Raw genomic sequence first — 21,880 nt, 5'->3', positions numbered from 1 at the left:
GGAACGCTCCCATGGCGCTCGTGACGGAACAGGATTTCGGCACCCCGGCCCGGCTCTCGCCGACCCTGGTGACCCTCGAGATCGACGGCCAGATCGTGACCGTGCCCGCCGGCACCTCGGTGATGCGGGCGGCGGCGGAGGCCGAGACCGCGATCCCGAAGCTGTGCGCGACCGACAGCCTGGAGCCGTTCGGCTCCTGCCGGCTGTGCGTCGTCGAGATCGAGGGGCGGCGCGGCACCCCCGCCTCCTGCACCACCCCGGTCGAGCCGGGCATGAAGGTGTGGACCCAGACGCCGAAGCTGGCGAAGCTGCGCCGCAACGTCATGGAACTCTATATCTCCGACCACCCGCTGGACTGCCTGACCTGCGGCGCCAACGGCGATTGCGAGCTGCAGGACATGGCGGGCGTGGTCGGCCTGCGCGAGGTCCGCTATGGCTATGACGGCGCCAACCACCTGGTCGGCGAGAAGGACACCTCGAACCCCTATTTCACCTTCGACCCGACCAAGTGCATCGTCTGCTCGCGCTGCGTCCGGGCGTGCGAGGAGGTGCAGGGCACCTTCGCCCTGACCATCGACGGGCGCGGCTTCGCCTCCTTCGTCTCGGCCGGCCAGGACGACGGCTTCAAGGAGAGCGAATGCGTCTCCTGCGGCGCCTGCGTCCAGGCCTGCCCGACCGCGACCCTGATCGAGAACACCATCATCGAGGCTGGCCAGCCCGAGCATTCGGTGGTGACCACCTGCGCCTATTGCGGCGTCGGCTGCGCCTTCACCGCCGAGATGCAGGGCACCGAGGTGGTGCGGATGACGCCGTACAAGGACGGCAAGGCCAACCACGGCCACAGCTGCGTCAAGGGCCGCTTCGCCTGGGGCTACGCCACCCACAAGGACCGCATCACCAAGCCGATGATCCGCAAGCAGATCACCGACCCGTGGCGCGAAGTGTCGTGGGAGGAGGCGATCGCGTATGCCGCGTCGGAGCTGAAGCGGATCCAGGCGACCTACGGCCGGGATTCGATCGGCGGCATCACCTCGTCGCGCTGCACCAACGAGGAGACCTTCCTCGTCCAGAAGATGATCCGCGCCGGCTTCGGCAACAACAATGTCGACACCTGCGCCCGGGTCTGCCACTCGCCCACCGGCTACGGCCTCGGCCAGACCTTCGGCACCTCGGCCGGCACCCAGGATTTCGACAGCGTCGACGAGACCGACGTGATCATGGTGATCGGCGCCAACCCGACCGACGCCCACCCGGTGTTCGCCAGCCGGATGAAGCGCCGGCTGCGCCAGGGCGCCCGGCTGATCGTGGCCGATCCGCGCCGCATCGACCTGGTGAAGTCGGCTCATATCAAGGCCGACCACCACCTGCCGCTCAAGCCCGGCACCAATGTCGCCATCGTCAACGCCATGGCGCATGTGATCGTGACCGAGGGGCTGGCCGCGGACGACTACATCCGCGAGCGCTGCGATCTCCCGGAGTTCTCGCGCTGGGCCGCCTTCATCGCCGATCCGCGCCATTCGCCGGAGGCGGTGGAGAGCCTGACCGGCGTGCCGGCGGCCGAGGTGCGGGGGGCGGCGCGGCTCTACGCCACCGGCGGCCGCGCGGCGATCTATTACGGCCTCGGCGTCACCGAGCACAGCCAGGGCTCGACCATGGTCATGGGCATGGCCAACCTCGCCATGCTGACCGGCAACATCGGCCGGCGCGGCGTCGGCGTGAACCCGCTGCGCGGCCAGAACAACGTGCAGGGCGCCTGCGACATGGGCTCCTTCCCGCATGAGTTCACCGGCTACCGCCATGTCTCCGACACGAACACCCGGCAGCTGTTCGAGGCCATGTGGGGCGTGCCGCTCTCGGCCGAGCCCGGCCTGCGCATCCCGAACATGCTCGATGCCGCGGTCGAGGGCACCTACAAGGGCATCTACATCCAGGGCGAGGACATCGCCCAGTCCGACCCCGACGTGAAGCACGTCACGGCCGGCCTGGCGGCGATGGAATGCGTCATCGTCCAGGACCTGTTCCTGAACGAAACCGCCAGCTACGCCCATGTCTTCCTGCCCGGCTCCTCCTTCCTCGAGAAGGACGGCACCTTCACCAATGCCGAGCGGCGGATCAGCCGCGTCCGGCGCGCCATCCCGCCCAAGGCCGGCTATGCCGACTGGCAGGTGACGATGATGCTGTCCGAGGCGCTGGGCTACAAGATGGGCTACACCCATCCGAGCGAGATCATGGACGAGATCGCCCGCACCACCCCGACCTTCAAGAACGTGTCCTACCAGCGGCTGGAGGAGCTGGGTTCGGTGCAGTGGCCGTGCAACGACGCGGCGCCGGAAGGCACCCCTATCATGCACATCGACCGTTTCGTCCGCGGCCAGGGCCGGTTCATGATCACCGAGTTCGTGCCGACCGACGAGCGCACGGGGCCGCGCTTCCCGCTGGTGCTGACCACCGGGCGCATCCTCAGCCAGTACAATGTCGGAGCCCAGACCCGGCGCACGGACAATATCGCCTGGCATGACGAGGACCTGCTGGAGATCCACCCGTCCGACGCCGAGAACCGCGGCATCCGCGACGGCGAATGGGTGGCGCTGCACAGTCGGTCGGGCGAGATCAGCCTGCGGGCCAGGATCTCCGACCGGATGCAGCCGGGTGTCGTCTATACCACCTTCCACCATGCCGAGACCGGCGCCAACGTGGTCACCACCGACTATTCCGACTGGGCCACCAACTGCCCGGAATACAAGGTGACGGCGGTGCAGGTGCGGCGCGTCAACCATTTGTCCGACTGGCAGGTCGGCTATCATGAGATGCGCGAGAAGACGATCCAGATCGAACGCCCGCGCGACGCGGCGGAGTAGGGCATGGCTCTCCCCCCCACCGATCTTCCGGCGACCGATCTGCGGCTGCCGGCGCGGCGTCTGACCCATGACGACCGGGTCACGGCGGTGCAAGAGGCCGTGGCCGCCGAGGTGCCGGTGGCGCTGGTCTACAACGGCATCTCCTATGCCGTGATGATGGCGTCGCCGGCGGATCTCGAGGATTTTGCCCTCGGCTTCAGCCTGACCGAAGGCCTCGCCGACACGCCGGCCGACCTGACGGTGCAGGAGGTCGCGGCCGATGACGAGCGCGGCATCGAGGTGCGGATGGCGCTGCGCGGCGAGCATTTCGCCCAGATGCTGCAGAAGGTGCGGAACATCACCGGCCGCACCGGCTGCGGCATCTGCGGCACCAGCGACCTCGACACCCTGCACGGCCGCAAGCGGCAGAACCCGAAGCCGATCACGGTGGAGCGGGCGGCGATCCGCAAGGCACTGGCCGATCTCGACCGGTTCCAGGACGTGCGCAGTCGCACCGGCGCGGTGCACGCCGCGGCCTGGGTCGACGCCCGAGGCCGGATCAGGCTGGTGCGCGAGGATGTCGGCCGCCACAACGCGCTCGACAAGCTGGTCGGCGCGCTGGCGCGGGGCGGGATCGACGGCGGCCAGGGCTTCTGCCTGATCACCAGCCGCTGCAGCTTCGAGATGGTACAGAAGACGGCCGCCGCGGGCATCCCGCTGCTGGTCGCGATCTCGGCGCCGACCACGCTGGCGATCGACACAGCTCGGGCGGCGGGCGTCACCCTGGTGGCCTTCGCCCGCGGCGACGGCATGACCGCCTACACCGATTTCTCCCCATTGCTTCCAGCCAAGGTCGAGGCGGCATGAGCTCGGACAAGATCATCCGCATGGCGAACCAGATCGCCATCTTCTTCGCCTCCTACCCGCAGGAGGAGGCGGTGGCCGGGGTGCGCAAGCACATCAAGGATTTCTGGGAGCCGCGGATGAAGGAGCAGATCCGCGGCCACGTCGCGGCCAAGGACGCTTCCCTGCACCCGCTGGTGGTCGAGGCGATCGAGACCCTGCCGCGCTGACGCCGCAGGCCTTCGACGGCGCAGGCCGTCTCCCGATCGGACCGCGCGCTCCCTCCCTCTCATGATGCCGGTCGAAGCGACCCGGACCCGTGGTAGCGCCACGGGCCGTTCGGTCGCGTCCGGCCGTTCCCACTCCTGTGCCATGACGTCGGCCGACGGGCATCGGTGTCGGATTGCGTCGGCAGATCGGGGTGCCCGCGAAGCGGGGGCAATATCACATCTGTAATACTTTGAGTTTCAATTGTAACTCTCCCAACAAATTCATTTAAATTGCCGAACGCAACAAATAATTAACAACATAATATTTCCGATTGATGATGGATCTTACTAAATATGACGCAATGCTTTCGATGATCCGTATATTTCCTACCGGGGGTGCCAATGAGTAAAAGCGAGGTGCAAGGGCAGGGCGCCGCCACCTGGCAGGACGCGGCCTGGGCGGCCCTGGAGGTCATCGCCGCTTCGGTCGATGCGGCCACGGGAACCCAGTTCCACGCCAATCAGATCCGGCAGGGCGGCGAGGCCGTCCTCAAGGGCGGGCAGCAGCTGGACAAGAAGAGCTCGATCAAGCCCAACCCCCGCTTCGCCGCCGCCGGCCTCGGCAACGCGCCGAGCCCGGTGACCGCGGCCTATCTGAAGTCGCGGGCGTGGAAGAGCATCGGCGGCACGGTCGTCAGCGCCGCTGGCGGGGCCGCCACCGCCGTCACCGTGGTCAACGCTCCGGGCATTGCGCGGCACGGCAGTTCCCTGGGCTCGACCGGCGCCCATCTGGCGAATATCGGATCGATCGCCAAGGCGTCGATGAATCCCGTCGTCTCGGACTGGTGTAAGGTCATCATGGCGATGAAGTCGGCCAAGCTCGGGACCCGCGCCCTGGAGACCGCGTCTTCCGCGATCCCAGGGTCGATGGTGCCGGTGGCCGGGCCGGTGCTCAAGATCGTCTCGACGATCATGAAGCTGCCGATCAAGCACAAGACGGCGGCGATGTGCTACGCCGCCGCCGTCGAAATCCACTGGTCCGCCTACCGGGAGCAGTATGGCGGCGGCAGCGGTTCATTCCTGCAGATGGGCGGCAAGAAGCTCGACACGGCGGCCGGCACCGCCTCGAAAATCTTCCAGGAGCTGTTCACCCGGCGCGGCATCACGGCCGTCTTCGGGGCCTATGATGTCTCCGCCATCGTCGGCGAACCCGGCGGCTGGCTGGCCCTGGGAGACAAGATCGCGCTGATGTAGCCGCCCCGCGCTCCGAACGACCGCCGCCCCGCCCGCATCCGGGTGGACGCTGGGCCGCGCCGGACTATGATGGCCGCCGGGTCAGCGCCGGGGTCTGAATGGGGTCCATCACCGCGTCGGTCAAACGCTATGAGGTCTGGCTCGGCGAGCAGCTGGGCCGCCAGCTGGTGCAGGCCGACATCGACCGCAAGCACCGCAGGATGGAGGAGAGCGATTTCCTCTTCCTGCGCGCCACCTGCTTCCGCTGGACCGAGACCGTGCACGAGCTGTGCCCCGACCTGATGGACGCTCCGCGCGTGGCCGCGGTGGGTGACGCCCATATCGGCAATTTCGGGCTGTGGCGCGACGCCGAGGGGCGTCTGGTCTGGGGCGTGAACGATTTCGACGAGGCGGCGGAGACGCCCTATGCCTTCGACCTCGTCCGCCTCGCCACCAGCGCGCTGCTGTGGCGTGGCCGCGACCGCTCGATCTCGGCCGACGAGATCTGCGCCGCGGTGCTGGGCGGGTATGTCGAGGGCCTGAGGACGCCGGGCGCCTTCGTGCTGGAGCGGCATCACCTGTGGCTGCGCGACCTGGTGTCGGCGACCGACGAGCGGCGCGGGGAGTTCTGGGCCAGGCTGGAGCAGCTACCGCGGGCGGCCCCGCCGCGCGGCTACCGCGAGGCCCTGGCAGCGGCGATGCCGGAGCCGGATCTGGCCCTGGTCATGGCGCGCCGGGCCGCGGGGGTCGGCAGCCTCGGCCGGCCGCGCTGGGTCGCCATCACCGATTGGCGCGGCGGCCCGGCGGCGCGCGAGGCCAAGGCGCTGCTGCCCTCGGCCTGGTCGCTGATCCAGGGCGGCGACCGCAAGAGCCGCTTTGCCGAACTCACCTCCGGCAAGTACCGTGTGCCCGACCCCTGGCTCAAGGTCAGGAAAGGCATCATCGTCCGCCGCCTGGCGCCGAACAGCCGCAAGCTGGATGTCCCGGAACTTGGCGACCTCGGCCTGGTTCGACGGCTGCTGTCCGCCATGGGGGTCGAGCTCGCCAACCTGCATTCCGCCCGCCGCTCCCGCGCCCGCGCGATCGCCGCCGATCTCGAAAGCCGCAAGCCGGCCTGGCTGCGCGACGCGGTCTGGCGGGTCGCCGAGGCCACCCGCCAGGACCGCGTCGCCTGGCGCGCCCGGCGCTGACGGTGAAGAGGCCCTGCCGTGACGGCCTCGCTCCCTGCCGGCGCCAGCGTCGAGGCAGGCCCCGGCGGTGATCGACGCGGGCTGAATCCGCCATCGCCCCCCCATATGGGAGTGTTGGGACTCCTGCCGATCACCGACACTTTTGATTGTCGCCCCGACTTCGGTCGGGGTGGCCGGCGAAATGCTTCGCCGGACTGACTCCATTGCTCCACTTCAGGCCGGCCCGCGCCGCAACCGGGCCGGCCTTCTTTTATTTCACGATTCGGTGTGGCGGGAGGACGCAGGTTGCGCTCTCCGGAGGCCAGCCATGCCGTTTTGGTCTGGTGACGGGGGTGAACCGGACCCAGCGCCTGCCGACATAGTGCGATGCAGCGAAACACGGCGACGGGACTGCAAGCCTCGACGCCAAGCGTGTGGGACCTGCGATATGGGGGGCCGAACAGGCAGGCAGGCGGGGCGATCGCACCGCCCAGCACCCCATCGGCCGCTCAACCGACTAGGAGCATTCCAATGTCTGCCAAGAACACCCTGCTGTCGGCCGTGGCCGCCGCCGTCGTCCTCACCATCGGTGCCGGCGCGGCCTCGGCGTCGACCCGGTTCCACATCCCGGAGCACAACACCTTCCCGACCTCCTGGGCCCAGGCCCAGACGGGGAACTATCCCAATGCGGTGAGCCACCGCTACAGCGCCCCCGCCGGCCAGGTCCTGCGGCCGGGCCAGACCCAGAAGACCACGAACTTCTGAGGTCCATCGCGATCGGCAAGCGGGATTGGGGGTCGGGCGAGGGACCCCCAATCCCGCTTGCCGCGCCGATGCCCCCTATATCGGCCATTCACCGGGCAGGTCGGGTTCGACCTCGAGCTTAAGCTGACCGCGTGGCTTCTTGGAATTCGGCGTCGATCTCCAGACGTCGGATCTGATGCGAGTCGGTCTGCAGGGCGCGGGGATCCGGTCCACAAGCATTCCGACTTCGGGCTAGAGCCCCATCGCCCGCTGGATCGCCTGGGTCAGGTGGGCCCTGAGCGCCGCCTCGGCGGCGTCCGGATCCCTGGCCAGGCAGGCCTCGAAAATCTCCAGATGCTCCGCCATCGTCCGCCGCACCTTCGCCGCGGAGTAGGCATAGAGGTGATCCAGGCGGATCAGCCGGATGTAATCCTGCGTCTGCAGGAATGCCTTGCGGAGGAGCGGGTTGTCGAGCGCGTCGATCGCGCCGAGATGCAGGCTGGCGTCGACCTCCTCGATCCGGCGCGCCAGGTCGCGATCGACATCTCCGCCTTCCACCCAGCCGATGACCTCACGATGCTGCGCGATCATGGCTTCGATCCGGTCGCGCGACGCCGTCTCGGCGAAGTGCCGGATGGCGGGCGTCTCGAGGAAGAGGCGTAGTTGGTACGAATTGCGGACCAGCGCCAGGTCCGGTTTGGCGATCTCGATGCCCGCGCGGGCCCGGATCGTCACCAGCCCCTCAGCCTGCAGCACCTGCAGCGCCTCCCGTAGAGGCCCCAGCGGCGAGCCGACGATCCCGACCAGCTCCGCCTGCGACATGAAGGCGCCGGGCTGCAGCCTTCGTTCGAACAGGGCTTCCTTGAACCGCTCATAGGCGACGCGGCTGAGATTCGGCGCGGCTTCGGCGCGAAGCGTCGACGGATGTTCGTCGGATGACCGTCTCAGGGTGCTGCTCATTTGCTTGATGATTCAATTGGCGCGTATAGAAATATCTGTTATCGAAGTTGATATATCAATAGCCGTCACAAGGCGGCGCGTGGAGGAGCCCGAGATGCGGCTGACCGATTTCACCCTGACCCGGTTCCAGTTCGCCCGCGACCGGGTGATCGGGGACAGCCAGGTTCGCATCGCCCAGGCGCATATCGGCGTGGTCGAGCTGCACGCCGACGACGGGCGCACCGGCACGGGCTTCTTCCACAGCCTCTTCCATCCGCTGCCGGCGCTGACGGAGATCGAACGGATCTTCGCCGAGGAGGCGTGGCCCGGCCTGGCGGGACAGGCGCCGGCGGGGCTGATCCACCGCGTCACCCGGCCCCGCGGCGGCAACAACCGCCGGACGTCGCTCGCCTTCGAAGAGGCGGTGGCCCAGGCGCTGTGGGACTTGGCGTCCCAGGAGGCCGGCCTGCCGCTCTACCGATACCTCGGCGGCAGCGATCCCAAGGTGCGGGTCTATGCCAGCGGCCTCGATTTCCACCTGACCGACGACGAGTACACCTCCCTGTTCCGGCAGGCGCGGGACCAGGGCTACCGCGGCTTCAAGATCAAGGTCGGCCATCCCGACATCGAATGGGATCTCCGGCGCCTGGCGTTGGTGTCCGAGATCGCCAAGGGCCATGGGCCGATCATGATCGACGCCAACGAAGCCTGGTCGCCAAAGGAGGCGATTCGGCGGCTCGACCAGTTCCGGCGCGCGGGCTTCGACATTCTCTGGGTCGAGGATCCCTGTCTGCGCGACGACGTCGACGGCCTGCGGGAAATCCGCCTGGCCGCGCCGCATGTCCTGGTCAATTCCGGCGAGTATCTCGACCTGCGCGGCAAGCGCCGGCTGCTGGAGGGCCGCGGCGCCGATCTTCTCAACGTCCACGGCCATATCGGCGACGTGCTGAAGGCGGGTTGGCTGGCGGCGGAACATGGCGTCCCGGTGACGCTCGGCAACACGTCGCTGGAGATCGGGGTCCATCTGGCCGCCGCGCTGCCCGAGGCCGATTGGCTGGAATACTCGTTCCAGAACTATAACCACCTGGTCGAGGAGCCGATCGCCATGCGCGATGGCTATGCCTTCGCGCCGGACCGGCCGGGCCATGGCCTCGCGCTGTCCGCCGAGGCCCGGGCCGGAGCGGCGCCGCAGGTGCTGCGGCCGGAGGAGCTGCCGCCACCCCCGGCGTCGACGCCGATCAGGCTCTCATTCTGACCAGATCCAAGAACACAAAAGCAGGGGAGGACATGTCATGCTCGTCGATCGGCGCACATTGCTGCAAACCGCCGCGGCCGTCCCGGTTCTGGCGCTCGCGCCGCGTCTCGCCCAGGCGGCAGCGGAGGGCCGCATCAACTACTGGCACCACCTGACCAGCGAGAGTGAGTTCAAGGGGCTGGAGGCGGTGATGGCGCTGTTCCAGCAGCGCTATCCCGGCATCTCGCTGACCCAGGAGAACATCCCGAATCCGGAATACATGTCGAAGATCACCGCGGCGGTGGTCTCGGGATCGAAGCCGGACACGGCGATGGTGATCGCCGAGCGGGTCAACGACATGGTCGGGATGGGCGGGCTTCTCGACATCACCGACCGGATCAAGGGCTGGGACAAGGCCGCGGGATTTCCGGAGGACCGGTGGAGCGGAGCGAGCGTCGGCGGCAAGATCTACGGCATTCCGGCCTTCACCTTCGTCGACTGGATGTACTACCGGAAGGACTGGTTCGACGAGGCCGGCATCAGCGGGCCTCCGAAGACCATGGCCGAATTCCAGGACGCCTCGATCAAGCTGACCGATCCCGCGAAGGGGCGCTATGGCTTCGGCCTGCGCGGCGGGGCCGGCGGCTACGCTTTCGTGATCGACACGATCGAGAGCTTCGGTTCGCCGATCGTCGTCGACGGCAAGCAGGCGATGGACAAGCCCAAGGCCGTCGAGGCGGTCACCTTCCTGTCCGAGTTGTTCACACGGCACAAGGCCTGCCCGCCGAGCGCCCCCAACGACAGCTACCGGCAGATCATGGAGGCGTTCAAGACCGGTCAGACCGCCATGGTCTGGCACCACACCGGATCTCTCGCCGAGATCTCCGCGGCGATGAAGCCGGGCCAGTTCATGACGGCGGCGCGCCCGGCGGGGCCTGCCGCCCACATCGCGCGGCTGACTTATCTGTTCAACGGCTTGATGTCGGATGCCAACGCCGAAGCGGCCTGGGCGTGGATCGCCTTCTGGGCCGAGCCCGACGCGGCGATCGCGTTCCTGGAGCAGACGGGATACTTCCCGGCATCGCCGGCGACGGCGTCGGACAGCCGCATCACCGGCAACCCGCTCTACGGCGCCGCGGTCGAAACCACCAAATTCGGCCGCCTGCCGCCCCGGTTCATCGGGTCCGCGGGATGGGACGACAATGTCGTGCTGCCCGAATTCCAGAAGGTTCTGGTGGGCCGGAGCACGCCGGAGGCCTGCGTCGACGCCCTGATGGCCGGCCTCGACGCAGCCCTGCAATAGCGGCCGGGGCAGAGGGCGGTGGCTATCCGCAGCACACCGCACAACCAACGTTCGGAGGGAGGCAGGGCATGCGCATCGAGAACATCCGCTGCTGGGTGGTCGAGACCGAGCATCCAGCCCATCCCTATCGCTGGCGGAAGGGGCTGGCCGGATCCGGCGACGGCACCCCGGCGGACCGCAAGCCGCTGAAGGCCGTGATCCGCATGGACACCGATGCCGGCATCGCCGGCGCGATCGAGGTGGCGAACGCCTGGGGCGCGATGAGCCTGGTCGACCGGCGGCTGAAGCGCCTCGTCGGCGAGAACCCGCTCCTGACCGAACGGCTCTGGACGCTGGTCTGGGAGATCGACCGGATCGAGGAGATCGCGATGCCGCATCTCGGCATCGTCGACCTGCTCGCCTGGGACATCAAGGCCAAGGCCGCCGGGATGCCGCTGCACCAGCTGCTCGGCGGCCATGACCGCCAGGTGCCGGCCTATGCCTCCACGGTCACCTGGGACTCGATGGACGACTATGAGCGGCACATCAAGGAGTGCATCGACGCCGGCTTCACCGCCTTCAAGTTGCACGCCTGGGGCGACGCGAAGGAGGATGCGGTGCTGTCCCGCAACCTGCGGCGCTGGGCCGGGCCCGACGCGGATCTGATGTTCGACGGCTCGGCCGGCTGGGACTACGTCACCGCCCTGCGGTTCGGCCGGGTGCTCGAGGCGGAAGGGTTCCTCTGGTACGAGGAGCCGATGCGGGAGTTCGAGCTGGGCTCGTACCGCAAGCTCTGCGATGCGCTCGACATCCCGGTCCTGGCGGCGGAGACGTCGGACGGCTGCCATTGGAACATGGCCAGCTGGATCCAGGCCGGCGCGCTCGACATGGCGCGGACCAGCACCTTCTACAAAGGCGGCCTGACCGGGGCGATCAAGATCGCGCATCTGGCGGAGGCCCATGGCATGCGGGCCCAGGTGCATGGGATGGGCCTTGCCAACGCCCAGCTCTGCGCCGCCATCCGCAACAACGACTATTACGAGCAGCTGGTCATCTCGAGCGAACAGATCGCGGGCCTGGACGGCCTCGGGCCCCTGGCGATCGAGGGCGGCGTGCTCACGGTCTCCGATCGTCCGGGCATCGGCTTCGAGTTCGACTGGGAGCGGATCGAGGCCACGGCCGTGGCGCGGGCATGACGGTGCTGGACCTGCCCTCGGCGCCGGCGCCGGCCCGCCGTCTCGGACCCCTTGGCCGGCTGTCGGAAAGCCGGCGCTGGGCCTATTACCTGCTGCTTCCCAGCCTGGTGCTGATCCTGGCGGTCGTGCTGTACCCGACGCTGTGGGGCATGGTGCTCAGCGTCCGCGAGATGAGGCTGAACCGGGTCGATCTCGGAACCGGCTTCGTCGGCCTCAAGCACTATATCGCGCTGGTCCATGATCCGGTGTTCTGGCTGTCGCTGCAGAACACCGTCGTGTGGGTCGCGGGCGCCGCGAGCGGCGAGCTGCTGCTCGGGCTGCTGACGGCGCTGGTGCTCAACACCAGCCTGCCGGGCTTCCGCGTGTTCGGGATCATGGTGCTGCTGCCATGGTTCCTGCCGAACGTCGTCGCCGGCCACATGTGGGCGCTGATGCTGGATCCGCGTCTCGGCGTGCTCAACGACATCCTGGTGCGCATCGGCGTCCTCGGCAGCTACAAGGCGTGGTTCGCGGATCCGGACACGGCGATGTTCGCCGCCATGGTGGTCGAGGTCTGGCACGGCTTCCCCTTCTTCGCGCTGCTGCTGCTGGCCGCCCTGAGGGGGATTCCCGGCGACCTCTACGAGGCGGCGGCGACCGACGGCGCCGGGCTGTGGCGCCAGTTCCTGCATATCACCCTGCCGCAGCTGCGGGTCGTGATCGTGGCAACCGTCGTGCTGCGCGTCATCAGCCTGGTGAACTCCCCGGACATCCTGCTGATCCTGACCGGCGGCGGGCCGGGCCGCTCGACCCAGGTGCTGTCGCTCTATGCCTTCCTGAAGGCGAACAAGGAATTCAACTTCGGCTATGCCAGCGCGCTGTCCGTGGTCATGTTCCTGCTGCTGATGGTGTTCAGCTACGCCTATGTGAAGCTCTCCAACGCGATGAGGGACTGATGCTTCGCAGCCGTTCCATCCGGCGCCGGATCCACGTCCTGGTCTGCTATGCCGCCGCCCTGTCGATCGTGTCCTTCGCGATGTTTCCGGTGCTCTGGGCTCTCTTGACGTCCCTCAAGCCGGAATCCGACATCGTCACCGCGACGATCCAGTACATCCCCGAGCGCGTGACGTTCGAGAACTACGTCGCGATCTGGACGCGGTCCAACTTCCCGACCCTGATCGCCAACAGCGCCGTGGTGACGCTGACGACCGTGGTGATCTGCGTCGTGATCGGGACGCTCGCCTCCTATGCCGTCGCCCGCTACCGCTTCCGCGGCCGGCGCGAACTCATGCTGTTCTACCTGGTGGTGCGGATGTTTCCGGCGGTGATGATCATCGTGCCGCTGTTCATCCTGATGCGCAGCGTCGGACTGCTCGACAGCCGCCTCGGGCTGGCTCTGGCCTACACCACCTTCCTGCTGCCGGTCTTCATCTGGATGATGAAGGGATTCTTCGATGCGGTCCCTTCGGAGCTGGAGGACGCCGCCCGGATCGACGGCGCCTCCCGCATCGGCGCGATGCTGCGCATCGTCCTGCCGCTTGTGATGGGCGGGCTCGTCGCCACCGCGGTCTTCGTCGCGATCGGCGCCTGGAACGAGTTCCTGTTCGCGCTGATGCTGACGACCAGCACGGGTTCGCGAACCTGGCCGGTCGGGCTGCAGCTCATGGTCGGCGAATTCCAGCTGCCCTGGGGGGCGCTCTCGGCCGGGGGCATCATCAGCATCATTCCGGTCATCATGCTGTTCGCGATCGTCCAGCGGGCGATGGTCCGGGGCCTCACCGCCGGGGCGGTGAAGGGCTGATCAGAGTCGCGTCGCGATGTACTTGGCCTCGAGGAATTCGAGCACGCCCTGCGCGCCGCCCTCCCGTCCGAGCCCGCTCTGCTTGGTTCCGCCGAACGGCGCCGCCGGATCGGAGACCAGCCCGCGGTTGAGCCCGACCATGCCGGTCTCGATGCGGCGGCAGACCCTCAGGCCCCGCGCCAGATCGCGGGTGAAGACGTAGGCGGCCAGGCCGTACTCGGTCGCATTGGCGAGGGCGACGGCTTCGTCCTCCGTCTCGAAGCGGCTGAGTGCTGCGACCGGTCCGAAGATCTCATCCTGCGCCATGGCGGCCTCGGCGGGGACCCCGTCCAGCACGGTCGGCGGATAGAAGTAGCCGGGCCCGTCCGGCCGCCGGCCGCCGCAGAGCAGCCGGGCGCCGCGCGACAGGGCATCGTCCACCAGGCGCTCGATCTTGCCCACGGCGGCCGGGTTGATCATCGGGCCGCATTCGGTGGCGGGGTCGGTGCCGGGGCCGACCTTCAGCGCCGCCATGCGCGCCGTAAGCTCCGCCGCGAACCGATCATAGAGGCCGGATTGCACGTAGAGCCGGTTGGCGGCGGTGCAGGCCTCGCCGCCATTGCGCATCTTGGCCAGCATGGCGCCTTCGAGCGCCAGGTCCAGATCGGCGTCGTCGAAGACGATGAGCGGCGCGTTGCCGCCGAGCTCCATCGAGCAGCTCACCACATGCTTCGCCGCCTCGGCGAGCAGCACCCGGCCGATCTGGGTGGAGCCGGTGAAGGACAGCTTCCGCACCCGGGGATCCGCCAGCATCGCCGCCGTCACCGGACCGGGCGCGGCGGTGGTCAGCACATTGACGACTCCCGGCAGCACCCCGGCTTCCGCGCACAGGGCGGCGAGCGCATAGGCGGTCAGCGGCGTCTCGCTCGCCGGCTTGAGCACCACGGTGCAGCCGGCGGCGAGAGCCGGCGCGATCTTGCGGGTGGCCATCGCCGCCGGGAAGTTCCAGGGCGTGACGAGCACGCAGACGCCGATCGGCTCGTAATCGACGAGGATGTGGTTCGCCCCGGTGGGGGAGAGCATGAAGTCGCCGCCGATGCGCACCGCCTCTTCCGCGTTCCAGCGGAAGAAGTCGGCGGCGTAGGCGACCTCGCCGCGCGCATCGCGCAGGGCCTTGCCGTTCTCCAGCGCGATCAGCCGAGCCAGATCCTCGGCGCGCTCCGTCATCAGCTCGAAGCAGCGGCGCAGGATGTCGGAACGCCGGCGCGGCGGTGTCGAGCGCCAAGCCACGGCCGCCCGCGCAGCTGCCTCGACCGCTGCCGCAGCATCCTCGACCGAGGCGTCCGGCACCTCGGCCAGGAGCCGTCCGGTCGACGGATCGATGACGGGAATCGGCTTGCATCCGGCCGGCCACAGCCATTCTCCGCCGATGTAGAGGCCCCGGGCGCAGCTCGCCGGATCGAGGGCCGACGCGGAAGAAGGGGGCGTGGTCGAAAGCGTCGTCGCCGGGGTCATGGGCGGGTTCCCTTATTCGAGGACAGGGTCGGATGCCGCGGCGTCGAGATCGCCGCGATAGGCGGCATCGAGCAGGCGGCGCATCTCGGTGAGCCCGATCGGGCGCGGATTGTTCTTGATCAGGCGCTCGATGCCGACCGATTGCTCGGCGGTCCAGTCCAGCTTGTCGGCGGGCAGGCCGAGACCGGCGAGCGTCGGCGTGATGCCGATTGCGCGCAGCAGCCGCGTCACTTCGTCGATGGCGGCGTCGGCCAGAACCGCGCGTGAGATGCGCCCGCCGTCGACCCCGAGCGCGACCGCGATCTCCGCCATCTCGTCCAGCGCCGCGGCGCGGTTGAAGCGCATCACATAGGGCAGGACGGTCGCAACGCCGAGGCCGTGGGGCGTGTGGGTCAGGGCGCCGACGGGGTACTGGATCGCGTGCGCCGCCGCCGTGCCCGCCGTGCCGAAGGCGCAGCCAGCGGCCAGCGCCGCCATCATCACCTCCGCCCTCGCATCCTCGTCCGTCCCGTCGCGCCAGGCGCGTTCGAGGCTGCGCCCCAGCAACCGGATGGCGAAAAGCGCGAAATGGTCGGTCAGCGCGCTCTTGCCGATAAAGACATGCTTCTGCGCGAGCTCGGCCGAGGGCGGGCGCCGTCCGGCGGTGAACGCCTCGATGGCATGGGTGAGCGCATCGGCGCCGGCGATCGCGGTCAGGGCGGGCGGGCAGGAGAGGGTGAGGTCGGGGTCGCAGATGGCCGCGGCGGGGATGAGGTGCGGGCTCGATATGCCGACCTTCAGCATGCGGTCCGGGTCAGAGATCACGGCGACGGGCGTCGCTTCCGAGCCGGTTCCCGCGGTGGTCGGAACCGCGACGACCGGCAACACCGGTCCCGGCACCTTGAGCTCGCCGTAGTAGTCCGGCAGCCGGCCGCCATGGGCGAGCAGCAGGGCGGCGCATTTCGCCATGTCGAGGCAACTGCCGCCGCCGATGCCGATGACGAGGTCGGGCGCGAAGCCACGTGCCTCCTCGGCACAGTCCGCGGCGCTGTCGCGCGGCACGTCCGGCAGCACACGGCCATAGACGTGGACGGCAAGGCCGGCCGCGCCCAGGCCGTCCAGCAACCGCCCGAAATCGGAGGACGTGGCGAGGCGCTCGTCGGTGCACACCAGCGCCCGCCGCCCGAGGCGGCTGGCGACCGCGGGCAGAGCGTCGCGCTGGCCTTTGCCGAACAGGATCTCCTTGGGCAACCGGATCGCCGAGAAAGACGTCACGATCGAATCCAATCGATTGATGAAGCTGAGAAAATCTGCTTTTCCGAGGTATCCTATATCAAATCGTATAGGATATCGTATTGATCGCGGCAGAGGATCGTGCTAGCTCTCGTGCATTGTCAAGGGACAAAGCAGTGCGCAGCCAGAAACCACTCATCAGATCCCATCCGGCGGCCGATCCGGGCGAGGGCGTTCCGGTGATCCATCGCGGCGCCAGCCTCGCAGAAGAGGTCTATGAGGCGATCTTCGCCCAGCTGATGGCGCTGAAGATTCCTCCGGGCGGCCGCATCACGGTCGACGCCGTGGCGCGCGAGTTCAACGTCTCGCAGACGCCGATCCGCGAGGCGCTGGGCCGCCTGGAGGGCGAAGGCCTGGTGGTCAAGACCCATCTGGTCGGCTACAGCGCGGCGCCCCAGGTCTCGCGCCAACGCTTCACCGAGTTGTACCAGCTCCGCCTGCTGCTCGAGCCCGACGCCGCTTGCAAGGCCGCAACGGCGATGACGGATGCGGCGCTGCAGGAACTGACCGAGGCGGCGGGGGTGATGTCGCATGCCGGAGGACCGGACGAACGGGCCCGCTACTCCCGGTTCGCGCGGGAAGACGCGGTGTTCCACGACAAGATCCTCGCGGTCGCCGGCAACGAACTCATCCGCGAGACGCTGGCGCACCAGCACACCCATTTCCACATTTTCCGGCTGATGTTCCATTCGCGGGTGACCGAGGAGGCGCTCGACGAACACGCGGCGATTCTGGCCGCCTTCTCCCGGCATGACCCGGACGAGGCCGGGCGGGCGATGCGCACGCATATCGAGCGGTCGCGCGACCGCCTGCTGCCGGCATTCGACTGATGCCAGGAGCCATGGGCAGCGGGCCGATCCGTGATACGCTGGCGGAAAAGGGAGGATAAGCGATGGGACAGGTCGACGCCTGTGCGCTGAGTCTGACCAATGTCAGCAGGTCCTATGGCCACGTCCGGGCCCTGCACAACCTGTCGTTCAGCGTCGCTGAAGGCCGCTTCTTCGTGCTGTTTGGGCCCAGCTCGGTCGGCAAGACGACGACGCTCCGCACGATCGCCGGCCTCGTCGCGCCGGACCGGGGCCGCGTCGAGATCTTCGGTCGGGATTGGACACACGAGCCGATCGCGGGACGCGGCGTGTCGATGGTGTTCCAGTCCTTCGCGCTCTATCCGCACCTCACCGTCTATGAGAACCTGGCCTATCCGCTGGTCGAAGCCGGGGTGGGGCGGGAGGAGATCGGCCGCCGCGTCCGTGACACCGCGGCGATGCTCCGGCTCGACAAGAAGGTCGACCGCAAGCCCGGCACGCTCTCAGGCGGTGAACAGCAGCGGGTCGCGCTCGGCCGGTCCCTGATCCGGCGGCCCCGGATCCTGCTGCTGGACGAACCTCTGACCAACCTCGATGCCAAGCTCCGGCACGAGATGCGCGCCGAACTCAAGCGGCTGCATCGCCAGTCCGGGCTCACGATCGTCTATGCGACGCCCGATGAGCTGGAGGCGCTGTCGATGGGTGAGGAGATCGCCGTGCTGCGGGACGGCGGGGTCGTGCAGACCGGAACGCCCGACGAGCTCTATGAAGCGCCGCGTGACTTGTACGTGGCCGGCAAGATCGGTTCGCCGTCCATGAACATGATCAAGGGCACGCTGTCCCGCGACGGCGGCGTCATCGAATCCGCGATCGGCCCGCTGCCATGCATGCGCAAGCTGAGCACTGCGGAAGCGGGGGAAGCGGCCGTGGTGGGCATCCGGCCGAGCGACATCCGCCTCGCGACCGGCGGCGAAGGCGGTGTGACGGCGAGCATCGCCATGCTGGAGCCCCTGGGCGACGTCACGGTGATCTCGATGGAGACCGGCGGACAGACGCTTCGTCTGGTGCTGCCGGAAGCGGCGGCTTCGGGCCTGCAGCTCGGTCAGCGGGCCTCGATCGTTTTCGATCCAGGAAAGCTCCATGTCTTCCGGGCCTCGAACGGACAGGCGATCACCTGACGACGGAGCCGAAACAAAAGAACAAGAATTCCAACAAACACAAGGGAGGAGACCTGAAAATGGTGGCGACAACGAAAATCAAGGGCGTAGTGGTGGCGGCGGGACTGGCCGCTCTCCTGATGACGGGTGCGGCCAGATTTGCCCTGGCCGAAGAGGTCACGCTGTCGATGGCGGTGCCTGACTGGCCGCCCACCCGCGTCATGAAGAAGTTCTTCGACGAGCAATATAAACCGAAGTCTGGCAATACCGTGAAGCTGGATGTTGATTTTATTCCTTGGCCCGATTTCTACACACGCGTAAACGCCTCGCTCACGTCTGGCGAGCAGAAGTACAATTTCATCGTATCCGACTCGCAATGGCTGGGTGCCTTCGTTGAGGGCGGCTATTTCCGGAAGATCAACGATCTTCTCGACGCCGACCCCGATTTCAAGAAGGCGTTCATGGAGATCCATCCCAATCCGCTGAACGCCTATGCGACCTATCCCTATAAATCCCAGAATTATTACGGGTTCCCGCAGTTCCCCGACGTGCTGGTCACCTACGGGCGCAAGGACGTCCTCTGCGACGAGACCGAGCAGAAGAACTTCATGGCGAAATTCAAAAAGAAGTTGCCCTGCACGGGCGAAGAGATTGACGCCATGACCTGGGACGACTTCAGGAACGTCGGCGAGTTCTTCCGGCGCAAGAAGGGCGAGATGCTGGCTGGCAAGCCCGCCGATGACGATTTCTACGGCATCGCCTTCCAGGCCGGCAAGGCGTACGACTTCTCGTCGATGCAGGTCAACGGCCTCATCTGGCAGATGGGCGGCGACATCTGGGATGAAACCCAGGTTCCCAAAGGCCAGGCGGAAGGCGTGGTCAATTCGCCGATCGCGGTGAAGGCTCTCGAGAAATATCTCGGCCTGATCGAGTACATGCCGCCGGTGGCCAGGACCGGCACCATGGACATCTTCAAGTCGGACGAGCTGTTCCGCGAAGGCAAGGTGGCCATGAACGTCGACTGGATCGGGCTGGCGGAAGCCTCTCTCGATCCGAAGGCCTCGAAGGTTGTGGACAAGCTGGTGTTCGGCCAGATGCCGGGGACCATCGGCCCGGACGGCAAGATGGTGCGCTGGTCCAATATCGGGGGACAGCCCTTCGTGCTGACCACCTGGACCACCGACGTCCAGATCAAGGAGGCCGTGGAATTCGTGAAATGGTGGCTCTCGCCCGCCATTCAGCATCAATACGCGGCGGCGGGCGGCCAGTCGGCGATCAAATCGGTGTATTCGGATCCCAAATACGTGACCTATCGCCCCTGGAACCGGGCCTGGGCTCCGTCGCTGGACTGGCAGAAGGACGTGTGGCACGTGCCCCAGTTCTTCGAATTGCTGACTGAGCAGCAGGATCAGTTCGATCTCGCGATCACCGGCAAGCAGGACGCCAAGACGACCTTGGACAACATCGCCAAGTTCCAGCAGAACCTGCTGACCGAAGCAGGCCTGATCCAGTGATGTGACGAAGGCTGCTGCCGCCGGCCGACGGGCCAGCGGCAGCAGCCCCGGGCCGCGGCCGGCGGCCGATTGGACGGCTCGACCGGACGCCGCAAGACGGCCAGGCAGGGCCGGATCCGCCAAGCAGAACTGTGATCGAGAGCGCCCATGTCAGTGACGCCAACCATGTCAGCTCCTAGGGCCCGGACGTCCTCGGCATTTCTCGAGATCTCCGCCGACAACTGGCGGCTGGCCATCGTCATGGGCATCGTCGTTTCCGCGGCCGCCGCGGCGGCGCTGCCCGCGACCGTCGCCTTCTGGATCGTCGGTGCCATGACGGCGCTGGTTGCCGCGGCGTTCGCGGTCAACGCCTACCGCCGCCACTACTACGGTGGGCTGCTCGTGGCGCCGGCCATTGCGGTGCTGTTCACGATGAACATCTTTCCGCTGCTGTGGTCGCTGGGGCTTTCGTTCTTCGCCTATCAGTCGAACCAGCAGTCAATCCGGTTCGTCGGGCTCGGCAACTACATCAAGGTGCTCACCAACGACATCGCCGCCGCCGACAATTGGCACGCCCTGACCAACACGGCCATGTTCGTCGTGCTCACGGTGGCGGCCCAGATGATTATCGGCTTCCTGCTGGCCATGCTCTTCGCCAAGCAGTTCCCTCTGCGCAAGTATCTGCTGATCCTGGTATTGGCGCCGATGATGCTGTCGGTCGTCGCTTCGGGCGTGTTCTTCACCTATTACTACGATCCGACCTTCGGAATCCTCAGCTATGTGATGAACGGCATCACCGACGGCCAGTTCATCCTGATGGACAGCAAGGCGGGCGCGGTGGGCGGCATCGTCTTCGCCGATGCCTGGATGTGGTCCCCCTTCGTGATGCTGCTGGTGCTGGCCGGGCTCGTCTCCGTGCCGAAATATCTCTACGAGGCGGCCGCCATCGACCGCGTCTCCGCCTGGCGGCGCTTCTGGACCATCACCTTCCCCTATATCCGCGGGCTGCTGATGCTGGCGCTGCTGTTCCGCACCATCGAGGCGTTCAAGCTGGCGGACCTCGTCATCCTCCTGACCAAGGGCGGCAACGACACGATGACGATCTCGTACCATTTGATCCGTGTCGCCAACGAGCAGAACAAGACCAGCGAGGGGGCGGCGATCTCTTACATCATGCTGTTCATGGTGATCGTCCTGACCAACCTCTACCTCTATCTCGCCAATCGCCGGAACGGGGAGAGCTGACCATGGCGTCCGGCCCATCCATCTGGGAACGCATCGGGTTTCGCCGGAGCCACGGCGTCGCGGAGGCCGGCTGGGGACGCACCCTGGTCGTGGCAGGCGTCAGCCTGGTCTACTTCCTGCCGGTGCTGTTCATCATCTTCACCGCGATCAAGCCGCAGGAACTGGCGCTGTCGGTGCCGCCGACGCTGTCGCCGACCTCGCTGTTCGGCCTGATTCCCGACCGCTTCGTCTTCACCCCGACGCTGGAGAATTTCGGCTCGGTGTTCTCGCGGGTGATGACCACCGGCGGGCAGCCGGAGGCGACCGGCTTCGACCGCTTCTTCTTCAACTCGATCGTGATCGCGTCGGTCTCGGTCCTGCTGGCCCTCGTCCTCGGCACGCTGGCGGCCTACGGCTTCTCGCGCTACCCGCTCAAGGGCAACGACACCTATCTCTTCATCATCCTGACCACGCGGATGCTGCCGGCCATCGTCGTCATCATTCCGGTGATCCTGATGTTCCGCGCCGTCGGCCTGTCCGGGTCCTATCCCGGCATCATCCTGCTCTACACCGCCTTCAACCTGGCCTTCACCATCTGGATGATGAAGAGCTTCTTCGACGAGCTCTCGACCGATGTCGAGGACGCCGCCCGCATCGACGGCTCGTCCGAGGCCAGGGTGTTCTGGAAGATCTGCCTGCCGCAGGTCGTCGCCGGCCTGGCCGCGACCTTCGTGTTCGGCCTGATCCTGACCTGGAACGAGTTCCTGTTCGCGCTGCTCCTGACCGGCGCGGACACGCGCACCGTGCCGGTGGCGATGAACCAGGCCGTCTCCTCCGGCGGCCGCGGCACCGACTGGACGCTGCTGGCCGCGATCGAGACGCTGTTCCTGATCCCGGTCTTCCTGGTCACCTTCTTCCTGCAGGACCACCTGCTGCGCGGCGTCACCTTCGGCACGGTCAGGAAATAA

The 21,880-nt window shown here is 67.3% G+C and carries 19 protein-coding genes; 16 read left to right on the top strand and 3 right to left on the bottom strand.

Features of this window, described 5'->3' with window-relative positions; genetic code table 11:
* Positions 1–11: 11 nt before the first annotated feature.
* The 6 genes from fdhF to AB4112_RS21995 all read left to right on the top strand — a co-directional run bounded on the left by fdhF (position 12) and on the right by AB4112_RS21995 (position 7,056).
* The gene (gene fdhF, locus AB4112_RS22020; RefSeq protein WP_441723057.1) at positions 12–2,858 is read left to right on the top strand and encodes a formate dehydrogenase subunit alpha; all 2,847 of its coding nucleotides are present in this window, start codon (positions 12–14) and stop codon (positions 2,856–2,858) included.
* A 3-nt stretch (positions 2,859–2,861) separates the two neighbouring features.
* On the top strand, positions 2,862–3,704 hold the full coding sequence (fdhD, locus tag AB4112_RS22015) for a formate dehydrogenase accessory sulfurtransferase FdhD (protein WP_441723055.1): 843 nt from the start codon (positions 2,862–2,864) through the stop codon (positions 3,702–3,704).
* A complete protein-coding gene (locus AB4112_RS22010; RefSeq protein WP_309801826.1) occupies positions 3,701–3,910 on the top strand; it encodes a formate dehydrogenase subunit delta in 210 nt (69 codons plus the stop codon). Before fdhD ends, AB4112_RS22010 begins: the two co-directional genes overlap by 4 nt.
* A gap of 381 nt (positions 3,911–4,291) precedes the next feature.
* Positions 4,292–5,143, top strand: coding sequence for a hypothetical protein (locus AB4112_RS22005; protein ID WP_309801825.1), 852 nt, complete (start codon positions 4,292–4,294; stop codon positions 5,141–5,143).
* 98 nt (positions 5,144–5,241) lie between these two features.
* Positions 5,242–6,312, top strand: coding sequence for a DUF2252 family protein (locus AB4112_RS22000; RefSeq protein ID WP_441723053.1), 1,071 nt, complete (start codon positions 5,242–5,244; stop codon positions 6,310–6,312).
* A 510-nt stretch (positions 6,313–6,822) separates the two neighbouring features.
* The gene (locus AB4112_RS21995) at positions 6,823–7,056 is read left to right on the top strand and encodes a hypothetical protein (protein ID WP_309801823.1); all 234 of its coding nucleotides are present in this window, start codon (positions 6,823–6,825) and stop codon (positions 7,054–7,056) included.
* A 231-nt stretch (positions 7,057–7,287) separates the two neighbouring features.
* Here AB4112_RS21995 and AB4112_RS21990 read toward each other — a convergent pair whose 3' ends face one another.
* Positions 7,288–7,995: a GntR family transcriptional regulator gene (locus AB4112_RS21990; protein ID WP_441723051.1), complete on the bottom strand. Its 708-nt coding sequence runs from the start codon at positions 7,993–7,995 to the stop codon at positions 7,288–7,290.
* A gap of 94 nt (positions 7,996–8,089) precedes the next feature.
* Between AB4112_RS21990 and AB4112_RS21985 the strand changes: the two genes are divergently transcribed.
* The 5 genes from AB4112_RS21985 (at position 8,090) to AB4112_RS21965 (ending at position 13,466) form a co-directional block, all read left to right on the top strand.
* Positions 8,090–9,229 (top strand): mandelate racemase/muconate lactonizing enzyme family protein, encoded by a 1,140-nt coding sequence (locus tag AB4112_RS21985; protein ID WP_441723049.1) that lies wholly within the window; start codon positions 8,090–8,092, stop codon positions 9,227–9,229.
* A 37-nt stretch (positions 9,230–9,266) separates the two neighbouring features.
* Positions 9,267–10,511, top strand: coding sequence for an extracellular solute-binding protein (locus AB4112_RS21980; protein WP_441723047.1), 1,245 nt, complete (start codon positions 9,267–9,269; stop codon positions 10,509–10,511).
* Positions 10,512–10,579: 68 nt separating this feature from the next.
* The gene (locus AB4112_RS21975) at positions 10,580–11,686 is read left to right on the top strand and encodes an enolase C-terminal domain-like protein (RefSeq protein ID WP_441723045.1); all 1,107 of its coding nucleotides are present in this window, start codon (positions 10,580–10,582) and stop codon (positions 11,684–11,686) included.
* A complete protein-coding gene (locus AB4112_RS21970; RefSeq protein WP_441723043.1) occupies positions 11,683–12,621 on the top strand; it encodes a carbohydrate ABC transporter permease in 939 nt (312 codons plus the stop codon). The genes AB4112_RS21975 and AB4112_RS21970 overlap by 4 nt, the downstream gene beginning before the upstream one ends.
* Positions 12,621–13,466 (top strand): carbohydrate ABC transporter permease, encoded by an 846-nt coding sequence (locus tag AB4112_RS21965; protein ID WP_441723041.1) that lies wholly within the window; start codon positions 12,621–12,623, stop codon positions 13,464–13,466. The genes AB4112_RS21970 and AB4112_RS21965 overlap by 1 nt, the downstream gene beginning before the upstream one ends.
* Here the strand turns inward: AB4112_RS21965 and AB4112_RS21960 are convergent, their stop codons facing one another.
* Together AB4112_RS21960 and AB4112_RS21955 are read right to left on the bottom strand one after the other, a co-directional pair.
* Positions 13,467–14,960, bottom strand: a complete 1,494-nt coding sequence (locus AB4112_RS21960) for an NAD-dependent succinate-semialdehyde dehydrogenase (protein ID WP_441723039.1) — start codon at positions 14,958–14,960, stop codon at positions 13,467–13,469.
* 12 nt (positions 14,961–14,972) lie between these two features.
* Positions 14,973–16,226, bottom strand: a complete 1,254-nt coding sequence (locus AB4112_RS21955) for an iron-containing alcohol dehydrogenase (protein WP_441723037.1) — start codon at positions 16,224–16,226, stop codon at positions 14,973–14,975.
* Between the two features lie 122 nt (positions 16,227–16,348).
* Here AB4112_RS21955 and AB4112_RS21950 point away from each other — a divergent pair, with 122 nt between their 5' ends.
* From AB4112_RS21950 to AB4112_RS21930, 5 genes are all read left to right on the top strand, one after another.
* A complete protein-coding gene (locus AB4112_RS21950) occupies positions 16,349–17,062 on the top strand; it encodes a GntR family transcriptional regulator (protein ID WP_441723035.1) in 714 nt (237 codons plus the stop codon).
* A 62-nt stretch (positions 17,063–17,124) separates the two neighbouring features.
* Positions 17,125–18,216: an ABC transporter ATP-binding protein gene (locus AB4112_RS21945; protein ID WP_441723033.1), complete on the top strand. Its 1,092-nt coding sequence runs from the start codon at positions 17,125–17,127 to the stop codon at positions 18,214–18,216.
* Between the two features lie 59 nt (positions 18,217–18,275).
* Positions 18,276–19,709: an extracellular solute-binding protein gene (locus AB4112_RS21940; protein ID WP_309801809.1), complete on the top strand. Its 1,434-nt coding sequence runs from the start codon at positions 18,276–18,278 to the stop codon at positions 19,707–19,709.
* Positions 19,710–19,856: 147 nt separating this feature from the next.
* Positions 19,857–20,933 carry a carbohydrate ABC transporter permease gene (locus AB4112_RS21935; RefSeq protein ID WP_441723030.1) on the top strand — a complete coding sequence of 359 codons (1,077 nt, stop codon included), beginning with the start codon at positions 19,857–19,859 and terminating at the stop codon, positions 20,931–20,933.
* Between the two features lie 2 nt (positions 20,934–20,935).
* Positions 20,936–21,880, top strand: a complete 945-nt coding sequence (locus AB4112_RS21930; protein ID WP_309801806.1) for a carbohydrate ABC transporter permease — start codon at positions 20,936–20,938, stop codon at positions 21,878–21,880.

This window comes from Inquilinus sp. 2KB_23 (genome assembly GCF_052115705.1).
In the GTDB taxonomy this organism is placed as follows: Bacteria; Pseudomonadota; Alphaproteobacteria; order DSM-16000; family Inquilinaceae; genus Inquilinus; species Inquilinus ginsengisoli_A.
Note: the sequence above shows the minus strand (reverse complement) of the source record. Positions and strands in the feature narration are given on the sequence as shown.